The sequence below is a fragment of the Sporichthya brevicatena genome (assembly GCF_039525035.1).
In the GTDB taxonomy this organism is placed as follows: domain Bacteria; phylum Actinomycetota; class Actinomycetes; order Sporichthyales; family Sporichthyaceae; genus Sporichthya; species Sporichthya brevicatena.
In genome coordinates this window covers 41,792-56,739 of the sequence record NZ_BAAAHE010000030.1, presented here as the reverse complement: position 1 = coordinate 56,739, position 14,948 = coordinate 41,792, and the positions used below count along the sequence as shown (strand labels likewise).

15 protein-coding genes are annotated in these 14,948 nt (G+C 71.7%); 1 reads left to right on the top strand and 14 read right to left on the bottom strand.

Annotated features, from left to right (window positions below):
* Positions 1 to 23: 23 nt before the first annotated feature.
* The 10 genes from ABD401_RS17310 to ABD401_RS17265 form a co-directional block, all read right to left on the bottom strand.
* On the bottom strand, positions 24 to 1,070 hold the full coding sequence (locus ABD401_RS17310) for a CaiB/BaiF CoA transferase family protein (RefSeq protein WP_344606982.1): 1,047 nt from the start codon (positions 1,068 to 1,070) through the stop codon (positions 24 to 26).
* Positions 1,071 to 1,074: 4 nt separating this feature from the next.
* On the bottom strand, positions 1,075 to 1,482 hold the full coding sequence (locus ABD401_RS17305; RefSeq protein ID WP_344606981.1) for a VOC family protein: 408 nt from the start codon (positions 1,480 to 1,482) through the stop codon (positions 1,075 to 1,077).
* Between the two features lie 4 nt (positions 1,483 to 1,486).
* Positions 1,487 to 2,236, bottom strand: coding sequence for an SDR family NAD(P)-dependent oxidoreductase (locus ABD401_RS17300; protein ID WP_344606979.1), 750 nt, complete (start codon positions 2,234 to 2,236; stop codon positions 1,487 to 1,489).
* 2 nt (positions 2,237 to 2,238) lie between these two features.
* Positions 2,239 to 3,168, bottom strand: a complete 930-nt coding sequence (locus ABD401_RS17295; RefSeq protein ID WP_344606977.1) for a cyclase family protein — start codon at positions 3,166 to 3,168, stop codon at positions 2,239 to 2,241.
* A 67-nt stretch (positions 3,169 to 3,235) separates the two neighbouring features.
* The gene (locus ABD401_RS17290; RefSeq protein ID WP_344606975.1) at positions 3,236 to 4,012 is read right to left on the bottom strand and encodes an enoyl-CoA hydratase-related protein; all 777 of its coding nucleotides are present in this window, start codon (positions 4,010 to 4,012) and stop codon (positions 3,236 to 3,238) included.
* 11 nt (positions 4,013 to 4,023) lie between these two features.
* Entirely contained in the window at positions 4,024 to 4,854 is an 831-nt protein-coding gene (locus ABD401_RS17285; RefSeq protein ID WP_344606973.1) for a phytanoyl-CoA dioxygenase family protein, read from the bottom strand.
* Positions 4,851 to 6,407: a long-chain-fatty-acid--CoA ligase gene (locus ABD401_RS17280; protein WP_344606971.1), complete on the bottom strand. Its 1,557-nt coding sequence runs from the start codon at positions 6,405 to 6,407 to the stop codon at positions 4,851 to 4,853. Before ABD401_RS17280 ends, ABD401_RS17285 begins: the two co-directional genes overlap by 4 nt.
* A 14-nt stretch (positions 6,408 to 6,421) precedes the next feature.
* Positions 6,422 to 7,156: an SDR family NAD(P)-dependent oxidoreductase gene (locus tag ABD401_RS17275; protein WP_344606969.1), complete on the bottom strand. Its 735-nt coding sequence runs from the start codon at positions 7,154 to 7,156 to the stop codon at positions 6,422 to 6,424.
* 23 nt (positions 7,157 to 7,179) lie between these two features.
* Positions 7,180 to 8,292: a nitronate monooxygenase gene (locus ABD401_RS17270; RefSeq protein WP_344606967.1), complete on the bottom strand. Its 1,113-nt coding sequence runs from the start codon at positions 8,290 to 8,292 to the stop codon at positions 7,180 to 7,182.
* A complete protein-coding gene (locus ABD401_RS17265; protein WP_344606965.1) occupies positions 8,289 to 9,902 on the bottom strand; it encodes a flavin-containing monooxygenase in 1,614 nt (537 codons plus the stop codon). The genes ABD401_RS17270 and ABD401_RS17265 overlap by 4 nt, the downstream gene beginning before the upstream one ends.
* 89 nt (positions 9,903 to 9,991) lie before the next feature.
* Between ABD401_RS17265 and ABD401_RS17260 the strand changes: the two genes are divergently transcribed.
* A complete protein-coding gene (locus ABD401_RS17260) occupies positions 9,992 to 10,735 on the top strand; it encodes an IclR family transcriptional regulator (protein ID WP_344606963.1) in 744 nt (247 codons plus the stop codon).
* Positions 10,736 to 10,753: 18 nt separating this feature from the next.
* Here the strand turns inward: ABD401_RS17260 and ABD401_RS17255 are convergent, their stop codons facing one another.
* The 4 genes from ABD401_RS17255 to ABD401_RS17240 form a co-directional block, all read right to left on the bottom strand.
* On the bottom strand, positions 10,754 to 12,385 hold the full coding sequence (locus ABD401_RS17255; RefSeq protein WP_344606961.1) for a flavin-containing monooxygenase: 1,632 nt from the start codon (positions 12,383 to 12,385) through the stop codon (positions 10,754 to 10,756).
* 89 nt (positions 12,386 to 12,474) lie between these two features.
* Positions 12,475 to 12,996, bottom strand: coding sequence for a hypothetical protein (locus ABD401_RS17250; RefSeq protein WP_344606959.1), 522 nt, complete (start codon positions 12,994 to 12,996; stop codon positions 12,475 to 12,477).
* Positions 12,993 to 13,331, bottom strand: coding sequence for a hypothetical protein (locus tag ABD401_RS17245; RefSeq protein ID WP_344606957.1), 339 nt, complete (start codon positions 13,329 to 13,331; stop codon positions 12,993 to 12,995). The genes ABD401_RS17250 and ABD401_RS17245 overlap by 4 nt, the downstream gene beginning before the upstream one ends.
* A 38-nt stretch (positions 13,332 to 13,369) precedes the next feature.
* The gene (locus ABD401_RS17240; RefSeq protein ID WP_344606955.1) at positions 13,370 to 14,884 is read right to left on the bottom strand and encodes an ABC transporter substrate-binding protein; all 1,515 of its coding nucleotides are present in this window, start codon (positions 14,882 to 14,884) and stop codon (positions 13,370 to 13,372) included.
* Positions 14,885 to 14,948: the final 64 nt, after the last annotated feature.

Sequence of the window (14,948 nt, the reverse complement as noted above, 5' to 3'; positions counted from 1 at the left end):
CAATGCACTGGAGATGACATCTCTTATGCAGGTTCGGCGGGGGGGGCGAAGCGGGGAGCCGGGGCGGGTACCGGGACTCCGTCGACCTCGATCAGCGCCCGGCGGGCGGCGTGGTGCGGGAAGTCGGCGAGCTCGTCGCGCCGCAGCACCGGGGACACGCAGGCGGCGGTCCCGGCGAAGGCGTCCAGCCACTCCGCCCGGGTGCGCCCGGCGAAGATCTCCCGGAGCTCGCTCTTGAGCGCCGGCCAGTCCGCCGCGCGCCGGTCGCGCCACCGCGGGTCGTCGGCCCGACCGAGCACCTCGAGCAGGGCGCGCCAGAACGGGTCCAGCAGCGCTCCCACCGCGACGTGCTGCCCGTCGGAGGTCTCGTAGACCTCGTAGAACGGCGCCCCGGAGTCGAGCAGGTTGGTCCCGCGCGGCCCCGGCGGGTCGAACGCGTACGTCGCGCTCGCGAGCAGCATCGCGCCGTCGCACATGGCGGCGTCCACGACGCGACCACGCCCGGTCCGCCGGGCGTCGGTCAGCGCGGCGAGCGCACCGACCACCGCGAGCATCCCGCCCCCGCCGTAGTCCGCGACGAGATTGAGCGGCGGCGTCGGGGCCTGTCCCGCCCGCCCCACCTCGTCGAGCACACCGCTGACGGCCAGGATGTTCAGGTCGTGCCCGACCTCCTGGGCCAACGGCCCCTCCTGCCCGTAGCCCGTCAGGCGGACGTAGACCAGGGCCGGATTGCGTTCGTGGCACGGACCCGGACCCACACCGAGCCGTTCGGTCACCCCGGGTCGGTACCCCTCGATCAGCACGTCGCACGAGGCGACGAGGTCGAGCAGCTCATCGGCCGCCCCCGGCGCCCGCAGGTCCAGGACGACCGACTGCTTGCCCCGGCCGAGGACGTCGACCCGGCGGCGAGCCTCGGCCGGGACCGCCGGCGGTTCGGGGCGGTCGACGCGGAGCACCGTCGCCCCGAGGTCGGCGAGCATCATCCCGGCGAAGGAGACCGGCCCCAGCCCGGCCAGTTCGAGCACACGGACGCCGGTGAGCGGAGGATCCGCGGACGCTGAGGGTGCCACGGGCCTAGTTCGGGCGCGCGTCGACGAACTCGACCCAGTTACCGTCGGGGTCCTCGACGATCACCATCCGGCGGCCGGGCGCGTACTCGGTCAACGGCACCGCGATCGGGACCCCGGCCGTCTCGCAGTCGGCGAGCAGCACCGTCACGTCCGGGACCGAGATCGTCCAGTACCGCAGACCCGTGGAGGCGTAGATCCCGCCCGGGGCCGACCGGGCCGGCAGCGGCTTGCGCAGGGCGAGCAGCTTCACCACGGTCGTCCCGCAGCGGAGGCGGTAACTCACGCCACCGGGGAGCGGGGTCTCCCCGTCGGGGACCAACCCGACCACGCCGCGGTAGAAGCCGAGCATCGGTCCGGGGTCGTTGGTGACGATCCCGATGTCGACCGAGTCCTTCGTGGGCGTCAGTGCCACGCCGTCACCCGACCATCGTCAGGCCGCCGCTGACCGACAGCACCTGCCCGGTGATGTACGCGGCCCCCGGGGAGGCGAGGAAGACGACCGCGGCCGCGACGTCCTCCGGAATGCCCAACCGCCGCATGGGAATGGCCCGGACCCGGGACGCGGCGTGCGGGTCGGGCATCGACCGGTAGAGCGGTGTGTCGATGACGCCGGGACAGACGCAGTTCACGGTGACCGCGTGTCGTGCACCCTCGCGGGCCAGCGCCTTGGTCAACGCGATCACCGCTCCCTTGGCACTGGAGTACAGCGCCTCGTGGAGACTGCCGATCCGGCCGGCCTCACTGGCGATGTTGACGATCCGCCCGCCGCGCGCCTGCTCCAGCATCAGACCGAAGAACTCGTGGGTCACCGTCAGCGTGCTGAGCAGGTTGAGGTCCAGGACCTCCTTCCAGAACGCCGGATCCGTGTCCGGGAACGGCATCGGACGGTCCCACCCGACGCTGTTGACGAGGATCGTCGGCGTCCCGAGGTCCGTGAGGACCTGCCGGCGCATCTCGTGCACCTCGTCCAGCACCGTCACGTCGGTGACGAAGGCGGCGACCTCCGGTGCCGACCCGAGGCCCTCGAGCGTGACCGCCATCGCGTCGGCGTCCCGGTCGACGATCGCGACGACGGCCCCGCACTGCACCAGCAGCTCGACGACACCGCGGCCGATCCCGGACGCACCGCCGGTGACGACCGCGATCTCGCCCTTGAGGTCGATCACCGCTACACGACCGCGACCGGGTTCACCGGCGAACCGGTACCACCCTGAATCTGCAGCGGGCTGACGGTGAACAGGAACTCCCAGCGCCGTTCCTCCTCGCACACCGCGGCCAGGCCGGACAGGTCGAGGTTGTCGAGCAGGTGCACGCCCATCGCGACCAGACAGCACACGTGGATCGGCAGCGGCCAGCGGTTCGTGTTCGGCGGCATGATGTCGTTGGCGCCGTCGCAACCGAGCATCGCGATGTCCCGCTCGGCGAGCCACGGCACGCATTCACCGTCGAGACCGGCCAGGCCGTGCCCGGGGTCCCACGGTCCCTCGGCCTCGCGGCGGGCGTCGCGGCCTGTCGAGACCAGCAGGATGTCCCCGGGACCGACCTGAACGCCCTGGGCCTCGCACGCCGCGTCGAGGTCGTCCGGAGTGACGCCGTCCCCGGGCTCGAGCCAGTCGACACCGCGGGTCCGCGGGATGTCGAGGAGCACGCCGCGCGAGGCGACCCCGCCCGCCATCGCCATGACGCTGTTGCGCGTCGCCCCGGTGCTCATCACGTCCGACGCCGGGCGCCCGTTGTACATGACGCCCTCGTGGAAGACGTGGCAGAGCGCGTCGAGGTGGGAGACCCCGAGCCCGTGGAAGGCGAGCCCGATGTAGTCGATGCACGCCTCGGCGCCCGGGACGCCGGTCCCGTGCCGGGCGTCGCCCGCGAGGATCATCATGTGCTGCGCCGGGACCGGGTTCTCCACCGACGGAGCGACCGGCAGCACCCGCCCGCAGTTCACCGTGCGGCCCACGACGTTCCGGGCGGCCCGCGCCGTGTGCTCCGGCGTCAGCAGGTTGAGGGTCCCGCGCTCGTCGTCGTCACCCCAGCGGCCCCAGTTCTTGACCTTCTCGAACAGCGCGTCCATGCGGGCGTCGCTGACGCGTTCCACCATGGCGGTCTCCTCATTTCTCGGTTGCGCAACGACGTGACGACTGACGAACGGGCAATCTGACGAACTATCAGCCTGGGACGGGTGCCCGGCCGGACTGCGGTCGCGCGTCCGGCCAGTGCGGGGTGTGGTCCGGGGTGACCTGGCCGGCGACGAGCCCGTACGGGACCACCCACGCCGCCAGGGCACGCATCTGGGCGTTGACCGCCACCTTCGAGGCGCGGATCGCCCGCTGGTTGCCGGCGGCGAGCCGGTCGGCCAGTTCGACCGCCGCGGCCTCCACGTCGCCGTCGACCACGAAGTTGACGAGGCCGAGGCGGTGCGCGTCCTCGGCCGAGACCGTCTCGCCGGTCATCAGGTAGTACTTCGCCCAGTTGGGTCCCGCGAGCAGCGGCCAGACGAGTTGGGCTCCGTCGCCGGCGCCGGCCCCGATCAGCGCGTGGGTGTCGGCGAACGTCGCGCCACGGTGGGCGTAGACGACGTCGCAGAGGAGGGCCAGGGTCACCCCGAGCCCGCGGGCCGGCCCGTTGACGGCCGCGATCACCGGCTTGTCCAGCGCCAGAAGGTTGTCCACCACCTGCCGGCCGATCTTGTAGGTCGCCGCCGTCGGGGTGGTGTCCATCGGCTCGTGCAGGTCGCCGCCCGCGGTGAAGGCACGCCCGGCGCCCGTGAGCACCAGGACGTCGACGTCCGGGTCGAGGTCGACGTCGTACGTCAGACGCGCGAGCTCGTGGTGCAGCCGGTCGTTGATCGCGTTCAGCCGCTCGGGGCGGTTCAACCGCGCCACCAGGACGCCGTTGTTCCGCGCGTCGAGTTCGACGTGCCGGTACCCCGTCGGGTCGATCACCGCGCTCCCCCTCAGTCGCCCGGTCGCCAGATCACCGGGAACCGCGGATGGTCGAGCGGCTGACCGACGTCGACCAGCGGCTCGATGCCGCCCCGCACCAGCCCGGTGTAGACGACGTCCTCGGGCACATAGAGGTTGATCAGGTTCCACCGCGGTTCGTCGGTGAAGTTCCCCGGCGACTCGTGGACGGTGAGCATCGTGTGCGCGGTGGCGTCGCCGGGGCGCAGGTGCAGCGGTTCGGACGGCGGGCACCGCTCGGCCAGGTCCGGGTAGGTCTCCAGCAGCGAACGGCCGCTCGGGGAGAGCTGCCCGTCCCGGTCCCGCCAGCCGAGCGGACCCTCACGGTGCGAGCCGGAGAAGAAGCGCAACGAGCCGCGCTCGGGCGGGATCTCGTTGAGCGCGATCCAGAAGTTCACGTAGCCCATGCGGTCGAAGACCGCGGCCGAGAAGTCCTGGTGCGGCGGGGCCGGCTCGGACTTGCGCTGCCCCGCCGGCTGCCGGCACACGACCTGGTCCCGCAGGTAGCGGACCCCGACGTCGCGGCGTACCCCCAGCGCGTGGGCGGCCTTGCCCATCGCCGGGTCGAACGCGACGGACCGAAAGGGCTCGATGCCTTCGTAGCCGGGCAGCTGGTACTCGGCGAACCAGTCGAAGTCGATGTCGACCCCGCGCCGGGCCGTGTGTCCGGTGCCGTCGGGGCCCAGCAGCCGCTGCGCTCCCTCCAGCAACTGCGCGGCGACGTCGGCCGAGAGGAAGCTCTCGAGCTTGACCCATCCGTTCTGCCGGAAAGTCTCGCTCTCCTCCGGCCGGATCTCCCGGACGCTTGAGGTCACTGTGGTCATGCCGTCACTCCTTGCTCCTGCCGAGCGCGCTCGCGGAGGTCACGTCGCCGGACCTTGCCCGAAGCGGTGCGCGGCAGCGCGTCGATGAACTCGATCTCCTTCGGCACCTTGTAGCGCGCGAGGCGCTCCCGGGCGAAGGCCTGCAGGTCCGCGGCGTCGACGTCGGACCGACGGACCACGTAGGCCTTCGGGACCTCACCCCACTGAGGGTCCGTCAGCCCGACCACCGCGGCTTCGAGCACCGCGGGGTGCTCGCCGAGCACACGCTCGACCTCCGCGGGGTACACGTTCTCCCCGCCGGAGATGAGCATGTCCTTGATGCGGTCCTTGAGGAACAGGTAGCCGCTCTCGTCGTAGCACCCGGCGTCGCCGGTGTGGAACCAGCCGTTCGCGTCCACCGACGGGTCGACCGTGCCGTCGCTGCGCCAGTAGCCGAGCATCATCGCCGGCGACTTCACGCAGATCTCGCCGACGACGCCCGGCGGCACGACATCGCCCGCGGGGTCGAGGATCTCGGTCTCCATCCCCGGTGTCCGCTGCCCGACGGAGAGCATCCGCTCGGCGAGGTCCGGGCCGTGGTCGTCGGGTCCGAGCAGCCCGATCACCGAGTGCTCGGTCATGCCGTAGGTCTGGGTGAAGCGGCAGCCGAAGGTGTCCATGCACCGCTTCAGCAGCTCCGGCGACATCGGGGCGGCGCCGTAGTAGATGTAGCGCAGCCGGCTGTAGTCGAGGGTCTCGGTCCGGGGGTTCGCCAGGATCATCTGGAGCATCTCGGGAACGGCGACGAAGGCGGCCGCCGAATGCGTCTCCACCGCGTCGAGCACCGCGTCCGGGGTGAAGTTCGGCATCAGGACGATCGTGGCGCCCTGCATCGTGACCCAGAACGGGAACAGCGACCCGCCGACGTGGAAGTTCGGCATCGGGCAGAGGATCGACTCGCCCTCGTACCACCGCAGCGGTTGCTGCGGGACGTTGTGGGCGAGGTCGAGCATCCCGGCGAAGGAGCGGTGCGGGATCACGGCGCCCTTCGGGAAGCCGGTGGTCCCGCTCGTGTAGATCTGCAGGACCGGGTCCTCGAGGCACGGGGTGACGTCGACGGGCCCGGCGGGCTGGGCGTCGCGCCACGTGTCGAAGTCGCGCGGGTCGTCGCCGCCGTCCATCACGCGGACGTGATCGACGCCGGTGTCGGCGATCGCCTCCGTACCGACCGGCAGCAGGTCCGCGTCGACGGCGAGCAGCCGGCTCCGGCTGTCGGCGAGGATGAAGTGGATCTCCGGCGCGGTGAGGCGGTAGTTCACCGAGATCAGGACGGTCCCGGCCTTCGCGCAGCCGTGGAGCATCTCCAGAAAGCGCTCCGAGTTCTTGCCGATGTAGGCGACGCGATCGCCGGCACGGAGGCCGTCGGCGAGCAGCGCCGTCGCGATCCGGTCCGACCGGACGTCCAGCTCACGGAAGGACGTCCGGCGGTCCTCGCACCAGATCGCCGTCCCGTCCGGGTCCTGGGCCGCTCGCGCGCGCAGGATCGCCGGCACGGTCCGGTCGGTCTCACCCATGGTCTCCACCACCATCACTTCGCCGACAACCGCAGCCCACCGTCGAGGCGGATGACCTCGGCGTTCAGGTACGGGTTGGTCACGATGTGCCCGACGAGTTCGGCGAACTCCTCGGGGTGCCCCAACCGGGGCGGGGACAGGACGGGCCGGGCGACGTCGGGGCCGAGCCCGGCGGCCTTCGGCACCGCGAACAGCCCGGGAGCGACACCGCAGACCCGGATGCCCATCGGCGCCAGGTCGCGCGCCGCGGGCAACGTCATCGCGACGACGCCGCCCTTCGCCGCCGCGTAGGCCACCTGCCCGACCTGGCCGTCGTAGGCCGAGACCGACGCGGTGGTGACGATGACGCCACGCTGACCGTTCTCGTCCGGTTCGTTGGTCCGCATCGCGGCGGCGACCGAACGCAGCACGTTGAACGGGCCCCACAGTCCGTGCCGGAGCGCCTGATCGAACTCCGCCAGCGGGTGAACGCCCCCGCTCCGGTCCACGAGCCGGCGGGACGAGGAGAGCCCGGAGATCGCCACGGCACTGCGGATCGGGCCGTACTCCCGCGCGGCCGCACACACCTGCGCGACGGCATCCTCGTCGGTCCAGTCGTTCTCGAGGAGGACGACATCGGCGTCGTGGCCGGACGGGTCCGGCCCGGCCACCACCACCGTGGCGCCGAGCTTGTGCAGCGCGCGGGCGGTGGCCACGCCCAGCCCGGAGTCCTGGTCGAAGACCAGCGCCACCGCGTTCGCCCGCGTCACTGCCGCCACCTCCGGTCCGGCGCTCACTCCGCGACCAATCGCCGCTCGAGGTCCTCGACGCACTCGATGTACTCCTCGACCATGTCGAGCAGCAGCCGGGACGCCTTCGAAACCTTGGTCAGCTGACCGATCACCTGTCCAGCGGGACACGTCAGGAGTTCCAGCCCGCCCGTGTCACGGTCGCGGGAGGCGCGCTCGATCCGGCGCATCGCGTCCTCGACGAGGAACCCCTGCGCCGGCATGGGCAGCGGCTTCGGCGAGCCCTCGGCCTCCCACGCGTCGGACCACGCCGACCGGACCACCCGGCAGGGCTTGCCGGTGATCGACCGGGTCTGCACGGTCTGCCAGGAGTCGGCCGTGACGATCTTCTGCACCATCTCCGGGCTGAGGTCGGACTCCTCGGTGGCCAGCCACATCGAGCCGGTCCAGACCCCGGCGCCGCCCAGCGCCATCGCGGCCGCCATCTGACGGCCGGACGCGATGCCCCCGGCCACGAGCACGGGCGTCGGGGCGACTGCGTCGACGACCTGCGGGGCGAGCACCATGGTCGACACCGATCCGGCGTGGCCGCCCGCTTCCGAGCCCTGCGCGACGATGATGTCGACACCGGCCGCCACACTGCGCACGGCGTGCTCGGGCTTGCCCGCGAGGGCCGCGACCAGCCGGCCCTCGGCGTGGGCCCGCTCCACCACCCCGCTCGGTGGGGTGCCGAGCGCGCTGACCACCAAGCGGCAGTTGGGGTGCCGGTAGACCACCTCGAGCGCCTCGTCGTAGTCCCCGAAGTCGACGCCGCGATAGGTCGCCCGCTCCTCGTCCGTGCCCGCCGGGAACTCGGCGACGCCGTACCGGTTCAGCAGGTCCGCCACGAAGGCACGGTGCTGCGCCGGGAGGTCGGGCTCCGCACCGGGTCCGGAATCCGTCGCCCGGGGCGGGAAGGCGAAGTCGATCCCGTACGGGCCGCCGTGGCTGTGCCGGTCGATCCAGTCGAGCTCGATCTCGATCTCCTCCGGCGTGAACACACTGGCGCCGAAGACACCCAACCCGCCGGTCCCGGAGACGGCCGCCACCACGTCGCGGCAATGGCTGAAGGCGAACACCGGGAACTCGATGCCGAACAGGCGTGCAATGTCGGTCATCGCAGCACGAACCCTCGGTAGCCGTCCGCGGCGACCTCCGCGCACAGTCGGCGGAAGTAGCCGAAGTGGCCGAAGTAGAAGACGTACGCCCGCTGCTTGCCGGGAATGTTCGCGCCGTTGATCCACGAGTCGGCGCGGGAGATCATCGAGCTCTCCGCCTGTTCGTTGACCTGGCGCATCCACTCCCGTTCGGCGGCCGCGTCGGCCTCCATCTCCCGGATCCCGTTCGCCTCCAGATGGGCGATGCAGTCGGTGATCCACTCGACGTGCGTCTCGATCGTGATCGGGAGGTTCCCGAGGGTGCTGCCCGGCCCGGTGACCGTGAACAGGTTCGGGAAACCGGCGGTCTGCAGACCCAGGTAGCCCGAGGGCCCGTCGCGCCAGGCGTCCACGAGCGAGAGCCCGTCCCGTCCACGGACGTCGATCCCGAAGTACGGACCGGTGACGGCGTCGAACCCGGTCGCGAGGATCAGGACGTCGAGCGGGTACTCGGCCTCGGCGGTGCGGACCCCGGCCGGCGTCAGCGTGACGATCGGCTCGGCGCGGATGTCGACGAGGGTCACGTTGTCGCGGTTGTAGGTCTCGAAGTAGTTCGTGTCGACGATCGGCCGGCGGGACAGGAACGGGTGTCGCGGAACGAGCTTCTCCGCGGTCACCGGGTCCTTGACGATCTCGCGGATCTTCTCCCGCAGGAACTCGGACACGGTCCGGTTCGCCTCGTCGTCGCTGACGAGGTCGCGGAACGACCCGTTGGCGAACCGCACTCCCCCGTGAAGCCAGAGGCGCTCGTAGGTCTCGCGCCGTTCCTCGTCCGAGACCTCCAGGGCCCGCTTGCCGTTGTGCTGCCACGGGAAGCCGCTCGCGGAGACCTTCGCCTGCGCCCAGATCTCGTCGTAGTTCGCCTTGACGTCACGCCAGAAGTTCTCGTCCACGGTCTCGTGCCGCGCGGGGATGCTGAACTGGGGGGTCCGCTGAAACACCGTCAGGTGCTCGGCCTGCTCCGCCACCACCGGGATGCACTGCACCCCGGAGGAGCCGGTGCCGATGACGCCGATCCGCTTCCCGCGCAGGTCCACGGGCTCGTGGGGCCAGGATCCGGTGTGGTACCACTCGCCGCCGAACTCCGACAGACCCGGGAGGTCCGGGACGTACCGGGCGATCGACAGGTGCCCGATCCCGGTGACGAGGTAGCGGGTGGAGAGCGTCTCCCCGCCGTCGGTCGTGACCGTCCAGCGGGCCGCCGCCTCGTCGTACACGGCTGAGGTGACGCGGGTGTCGAAGGTGAAGCTGCGCCGCAGGTCGTGGCGGTCCGCCACGTGTTCGAGGTAGCGGAGCAGCTCCGGCTGCACGGGGTACTTGCCGCCCCACTCCCACTCCTGCAGGAGTTCGGAGTCCCAGGAGTAGCAGTAGACGAAGCCGTCGGAGTCGCAGCGGGCGCCCGGGTACCGGTTGTAGTACCAGACCCCGCCGACGCCACCGGCCGCCTCGAATCCGCGCACGTCGAGACCGAGCCGGTCGCGCAGACAGTGGAGCATGTACAGGCCGGAGAAGCCGGCCCCGATCACCACGGCGTCGACGTTCGTGACGTCGCGCTCCTTCGCCTGCTGCATGTCCGGAACGCTAGGAACAGGGTCAGGACCGGTCAACGCGAGGTGCCACTCAGTGGCACGTTGACGCCGCCTCAGATAACCTGCGCGGCATGCCGGAACCACCCGACGCGGTCCTCGCCCGCGCGTTCGCGCTCCTGGACGCCGTCGCCGCCGCCGCGCCCGAACCGCTGGGCCCCAGCGAGCTGGCGCTGGCCACCGGACTGCCGAAGTCGACCGCGTTCCGACTCGCCCGTCAGCTGGTGGCGATCGGCGCGCTGCAACCGGGCAAACGCGGTTACCGCATCGGTCTGCGCCTCTACGAACTCGGCAACCGGCACTACCCCTCCGGGGTGAAGGAGGCCGTGCAGCCCTACATGGCCGACCTGTGCCGCGCCACCGGTCTCACCGTCCAGGCCGGCCTGCTGGACGGCGCCGACGTCGCCTTCCTGGATCGGCACGTGCCGCGGGGCGTCGGGACCGCACGGCGCCGCGCGGAGATCCGCGTACCGGCGCACCTGTCCGCCGCGGGCAAGGTGCTGCTCTCGAGCCTCCCGGCCCGGATCCTGGACGGCCTTCTCCCCCGCGACGAGTTCGACGTCGACGACCTGGCGGAGGAGCTCCGGCGCATCCGCCACGACGGTTTCGCCCTGGAGTACGGCGCCACCGATCCGGCGTTGGGCTCGCTGGCGGTTCCGCTCGCCACCTCCGGCTCGCGTGTGTTCGAGTCCGCTCTCGAGCTGCGCGGGCCACGCGAGGCGATCCGGCCGGACGAACTGCTCAGCGCCGCCCGGCTCGCAGCCTCGACGATCACGCGCGTCGCGGCCCGTGCCCGCGCCCGCCCGATGCGGGGCTGAGGACGCGGGCCCGCTCCGTCACGCTCCCGACGCGACTGGGGACGGTACGGCCGCGGTCGCGAACTCGAACCCGCGGTAGCCGGCCGCCACGACCTCGTCGAGCTTGCTGCGGTAGGTCGGGATGCCCCAGCTGTACGGCAGGAAGCGCCGCGGCTTGCCCGGCACGTTCCCGCCGACGTACCACGCGCCGTCGGCGAGCAGGTAGTACTGCGCCGCCTCGTACACGTGCGCCGTCCAGGCCTCGGCGGCCTCGGTCGTCGCCTCGATCCGCTCGTAACCGTGCGCGCGCGCGTGGTTGACCAGTTCGGTCACGAAGTCGACCTGAACCTCCGCCGAGCGCGGGATGTTGCCGTAGGTCCCGTGCGGCCCGCTGTCGATGAGCAGGTTCGGGTACCCCGGCACCGCGACGCCCAGGTAGGTGAACGGGCCGTCGGCCCAGGTGTCGTTCAGCGAGACCCCGTCGCGCCCCCGGATGCCCATCTTCAGCAGCGCACCGGTGAACGCGTCGAATCCGGTCGCGTAGACGATCACGTCGAACTCCCGCAGCCGATCCTCGGACTCGATGCCCGTGGCGGTGATGCGGCGGGTGGGGTTCGCACGCAGGTCGACCAGTTCGACGTGCGACCGGTTGAAGGCCTCGTAGTACCCGTTCTCCATCGGCGGACGCTTCATCCCGAAGCCGTGGTCCGAGGGGATCAGCTTCTCCGCGACCACCGGGTCGGTGACGATCGAGCGGATCTTCTCGGCGAGGAACCGGCTGAACTCCGCGTTGGCCGCGGGATCGGTCACGAGGTCCGCGTACGTGCTGAACATCGCCCGCATGCCCTGGCCGTTCCACAGCCGCTCGTAGTGAGCCCGGCGCTCGGACTCGGAGTCCTCGAAGGTCTTGCGGGTGGCGTCCTCGTGGACGAAGCCGCCGGACGTGCGTCGCAGGAGCTCGCGCAGCGCGGGGTAGTTGCGGCGGATGTCCTCCTGCTCCTGCGGGGAAAGCGGCTTGTTGTTCAGCGGCATGGCCCAGTTGGCCGTGCGCTGATAGACCGTCAGCGAGCCCACCTCGTCCACGATCGCCGGGATCAGCTGGATCCCGCTCGAGCCGGTGCCGATGACCGCGACCCGCTTGCCCCGAACGTCGACGCCCTCCGCCGGCCACTGGGCGGTGTGGTGGACCGGGCCCGCGAACTCCCCCGCACCGGGGATGTCCGGGAAGTGCGGCACCGAGAGCACACCGCTGGCCGCGACGAGGTACCGCGTCACGAACGTCTGCCCCGTCGCCGTCCGCAGCGTCCAGCGGCCGCTCGGTTCGTCGTACTCGGCCGCGGTCACCCGGGTGTTCAACTCGATGTCGCGACGCAGGTCGAACCGGTCGACGAACTCGTTGTAGTAGCGCTCCAGGTCGGGCTGCGCCGGGAAGGTCTCCTTCCAGTCCCAGGACTGGAGGAGCTCCTCGTTCATGAAGTAGGCGTAGCTGTAACCCTCGGAGTCCGTGCGCGCGGCGGGGTACCGGTTCCAGTACCAGGTGCCGCCGACGCCGCCGCCCGCTTCGAGCAGGCGCACCGACCAACCGTGCTCGCGGGCTCGGTAGAGCTGATACAGGCCGGTGAGTCCACCGCCGACAATCAGGACCTCGTACTCCGTGCTCGCGTCCGGCATGGGGACCTCCCGGCTCGTCGTTCGGTGGTGGCGCCGTTGGTCGCACGACGCTAGGGAGCCGACTCGGCTCCGGCAATCGGCCGTGCCACTCAGTGGCACATGGCGCAGGGCGCCAGGACGTCGCCCTCGTCCGGCCCGAGCGGGCGCACGGCCTTGTCCCGCACCAGCAGGCAGTCCGGCCGGTGCGCCCACCGCATGCCGGGGCCCGTCACCAGGCCGCCGACGTCGTCCGGCGGCCGAGCATCGACACCGGGCAGTGGCTCGGCGAACGCGTTGGCGAAGTCGATCCGCAGCTGCGCCCGGCACTGCCGGGTCCGCCGGAAGCCGACGAGGATCCACCACGCCCCGCCCAGGGCGAAGACACCGAACCCCGCGGCCGCGAGCACGATCCAGCCGATCTGCTCCCGGAAGACCTCCTCGCGGGACGCGCCGTTCCAGGCCACGGCGACCACGACGGCGCCGACCGCGCCGAGCACGCCCGGCCCGGTCAGGTCGGCCCGTCCCCACGGCGCGGGCGAGCCCAACCGGGCCGGCGCGGGCGCGGCGACCCGGCGCCGGCGTGGAGTCACCACGTCCCGCGGCGGAGCTTCGAGGTCGGCGACGGCGGTCACGTCCGCTCCGGGACGCCCCGCGCGGCGAGCTCCTCACGCACCAGGTCGACGAGCGCGCTGCGCCGTTCGACCTGCTCGCGGTGCAGCAGCTCGTTCTGACGGTGCATGACGCGCCACTCGTCCCGCAGATCCGCCGAGATCCAGAGCACCGCCGCGACGGTCAGCAGCATCAGGCCGACCAGACCACCGGAGATCAGGTACGGGATCTGTCCGGCGATGTACTCGGTCCGGGCCGTGCCGAGGTAACCGAGCAGCAGGACGACAGCCGCCAGCACCACCGCCCCGACGGCGACGGCCCGGTCCCACTGCAGCCGTAGATACCTGAACAACTCCATGCTGGTTGCCTCCTTCGTCGTCCGAGTTGGTCGCGCGGCTACTGCTTGAGGCAGCGCAGCTTGGAGCCGAGGGGCGCGGTCACGCCGTTGGCGTTGAGCAGGAGCACGTAGTAGCACGGCGGCGCGCTCGCCGGTTTCCCCTTCACGAACGTGACGCCGGGGCTGAGACCGCCGAGCTTCTCGGACTTCAGCTGCCAGAGCCCTTCGAGGATCAGCGCGGTCGTGACGTCCCCGGTTCGTGCCCGGTCACCGACCTTCGCCATGGCCGCCTCGAAGAGCTTGCCGGCCGACCAGCCCTGCATGACGCTCTGATCGAGTTTCAGACTCGGGGCGAAGCGCTTGGCCGCCGCGTGGAACTCGGCGGTGCCGGCCGTGTCGGTGGTCGAGTACGGAACGGTCGGCGACGCCAGGTACACCGTCGCCTTCCGCAGCACCTGGTCCTCCGCCACCGCGGGCGGCACCGCGAGGGCCATCGTGGCCAGCTGCGGCTTGTACCCGAGGCGGTCGCAGGACCGGCCGAGTCGGGTGACTCCCGAGCCGTCGAGCGCGAGCCAGAGGACGTCGACCTTCGCGTCCTTCATCGCCTGGCACTCGGCCGTGAAGTCGGACTGGGTCAGCGAGACCGCCTTCATCAGGCCGACCCCCAGACCGGCCGTCTCCGCCGACCGGGGGAAGTTCCCCTTGATCGCGGTGCAGATGGAGGCCTCGACGCAGTAGATCAGCCCCGCCGTCTTCGCGCCCGTCCGCGCCCGCGCGGCTTCGACCAGGGACCCGTCGTAGGACGCCGCCGTGGGAGCGCCCTGCGGGAAGACCCACTCGCTCTCGAACCAGGCGGTGTCGACGAGGTCCCCGCCGATCACGGGGATCTTGTCCCGTTCGGCCTGCGCGCGCAGCGCGCCCATCGTGATCGGCTCACCCGCCCCGACCATGGCGACCATGCCGCGCGCCTTCAGCGTGTTCCAGTTCGACGCCACGCGCGCCGAGTCGGAGCCGTCGTCGAGCGAGATGACCTGGACCGGGTGGCACTGCACCCCGCCGGCGGCGTTGACCGCGGCGGCCCACATCTGCATTCCCTGCCGCAGATACCCGGTCGTGGACCCGATGAGCCCGGAGGTCGCCAGCGTCTGCCCGATCACCAGCGGCTTCCGCGGCTCGGTGCAGCCGCCGCCGGCCGTCTGGGCCGCGGGGGCACCGCCGGCCGGCTTCGTACGCCCGGGTGAGCCACCCGGCACCGGTGCCGCGGTTCCGGTCCCGACTCCGGAAGCTCTGCTCGCCACCGCACCCGTGCTGCCCGAGTCGGGAGCGGTGCCGGGGGGCGGCGGCGCGAGGCCGGAATCGGCCGGGGTCATCTCCCCGCCCGCCGGCACCTGTCCGGGAGCGAGCGTGGGGACGACCTGCGCGCTGTACCCGTTGCCGACCGCGGCGAGGCGCTCCTCCTCGAGCTGCGTCCCGCACCCGGCGGTGAGGACGACCAGCCCCAGCGTCGCCCAGGCCGTGGCGACGCGCTGCCCGCGCGAGAAGAAGGTTCGTCGACGTGCTGGGGATCGCTTCACAGCGGCCTCCGGGAGCCGGGGCGAGCCGAGCTCGCGCGGGAACGGGTCGTGGTGGGACGGAGCG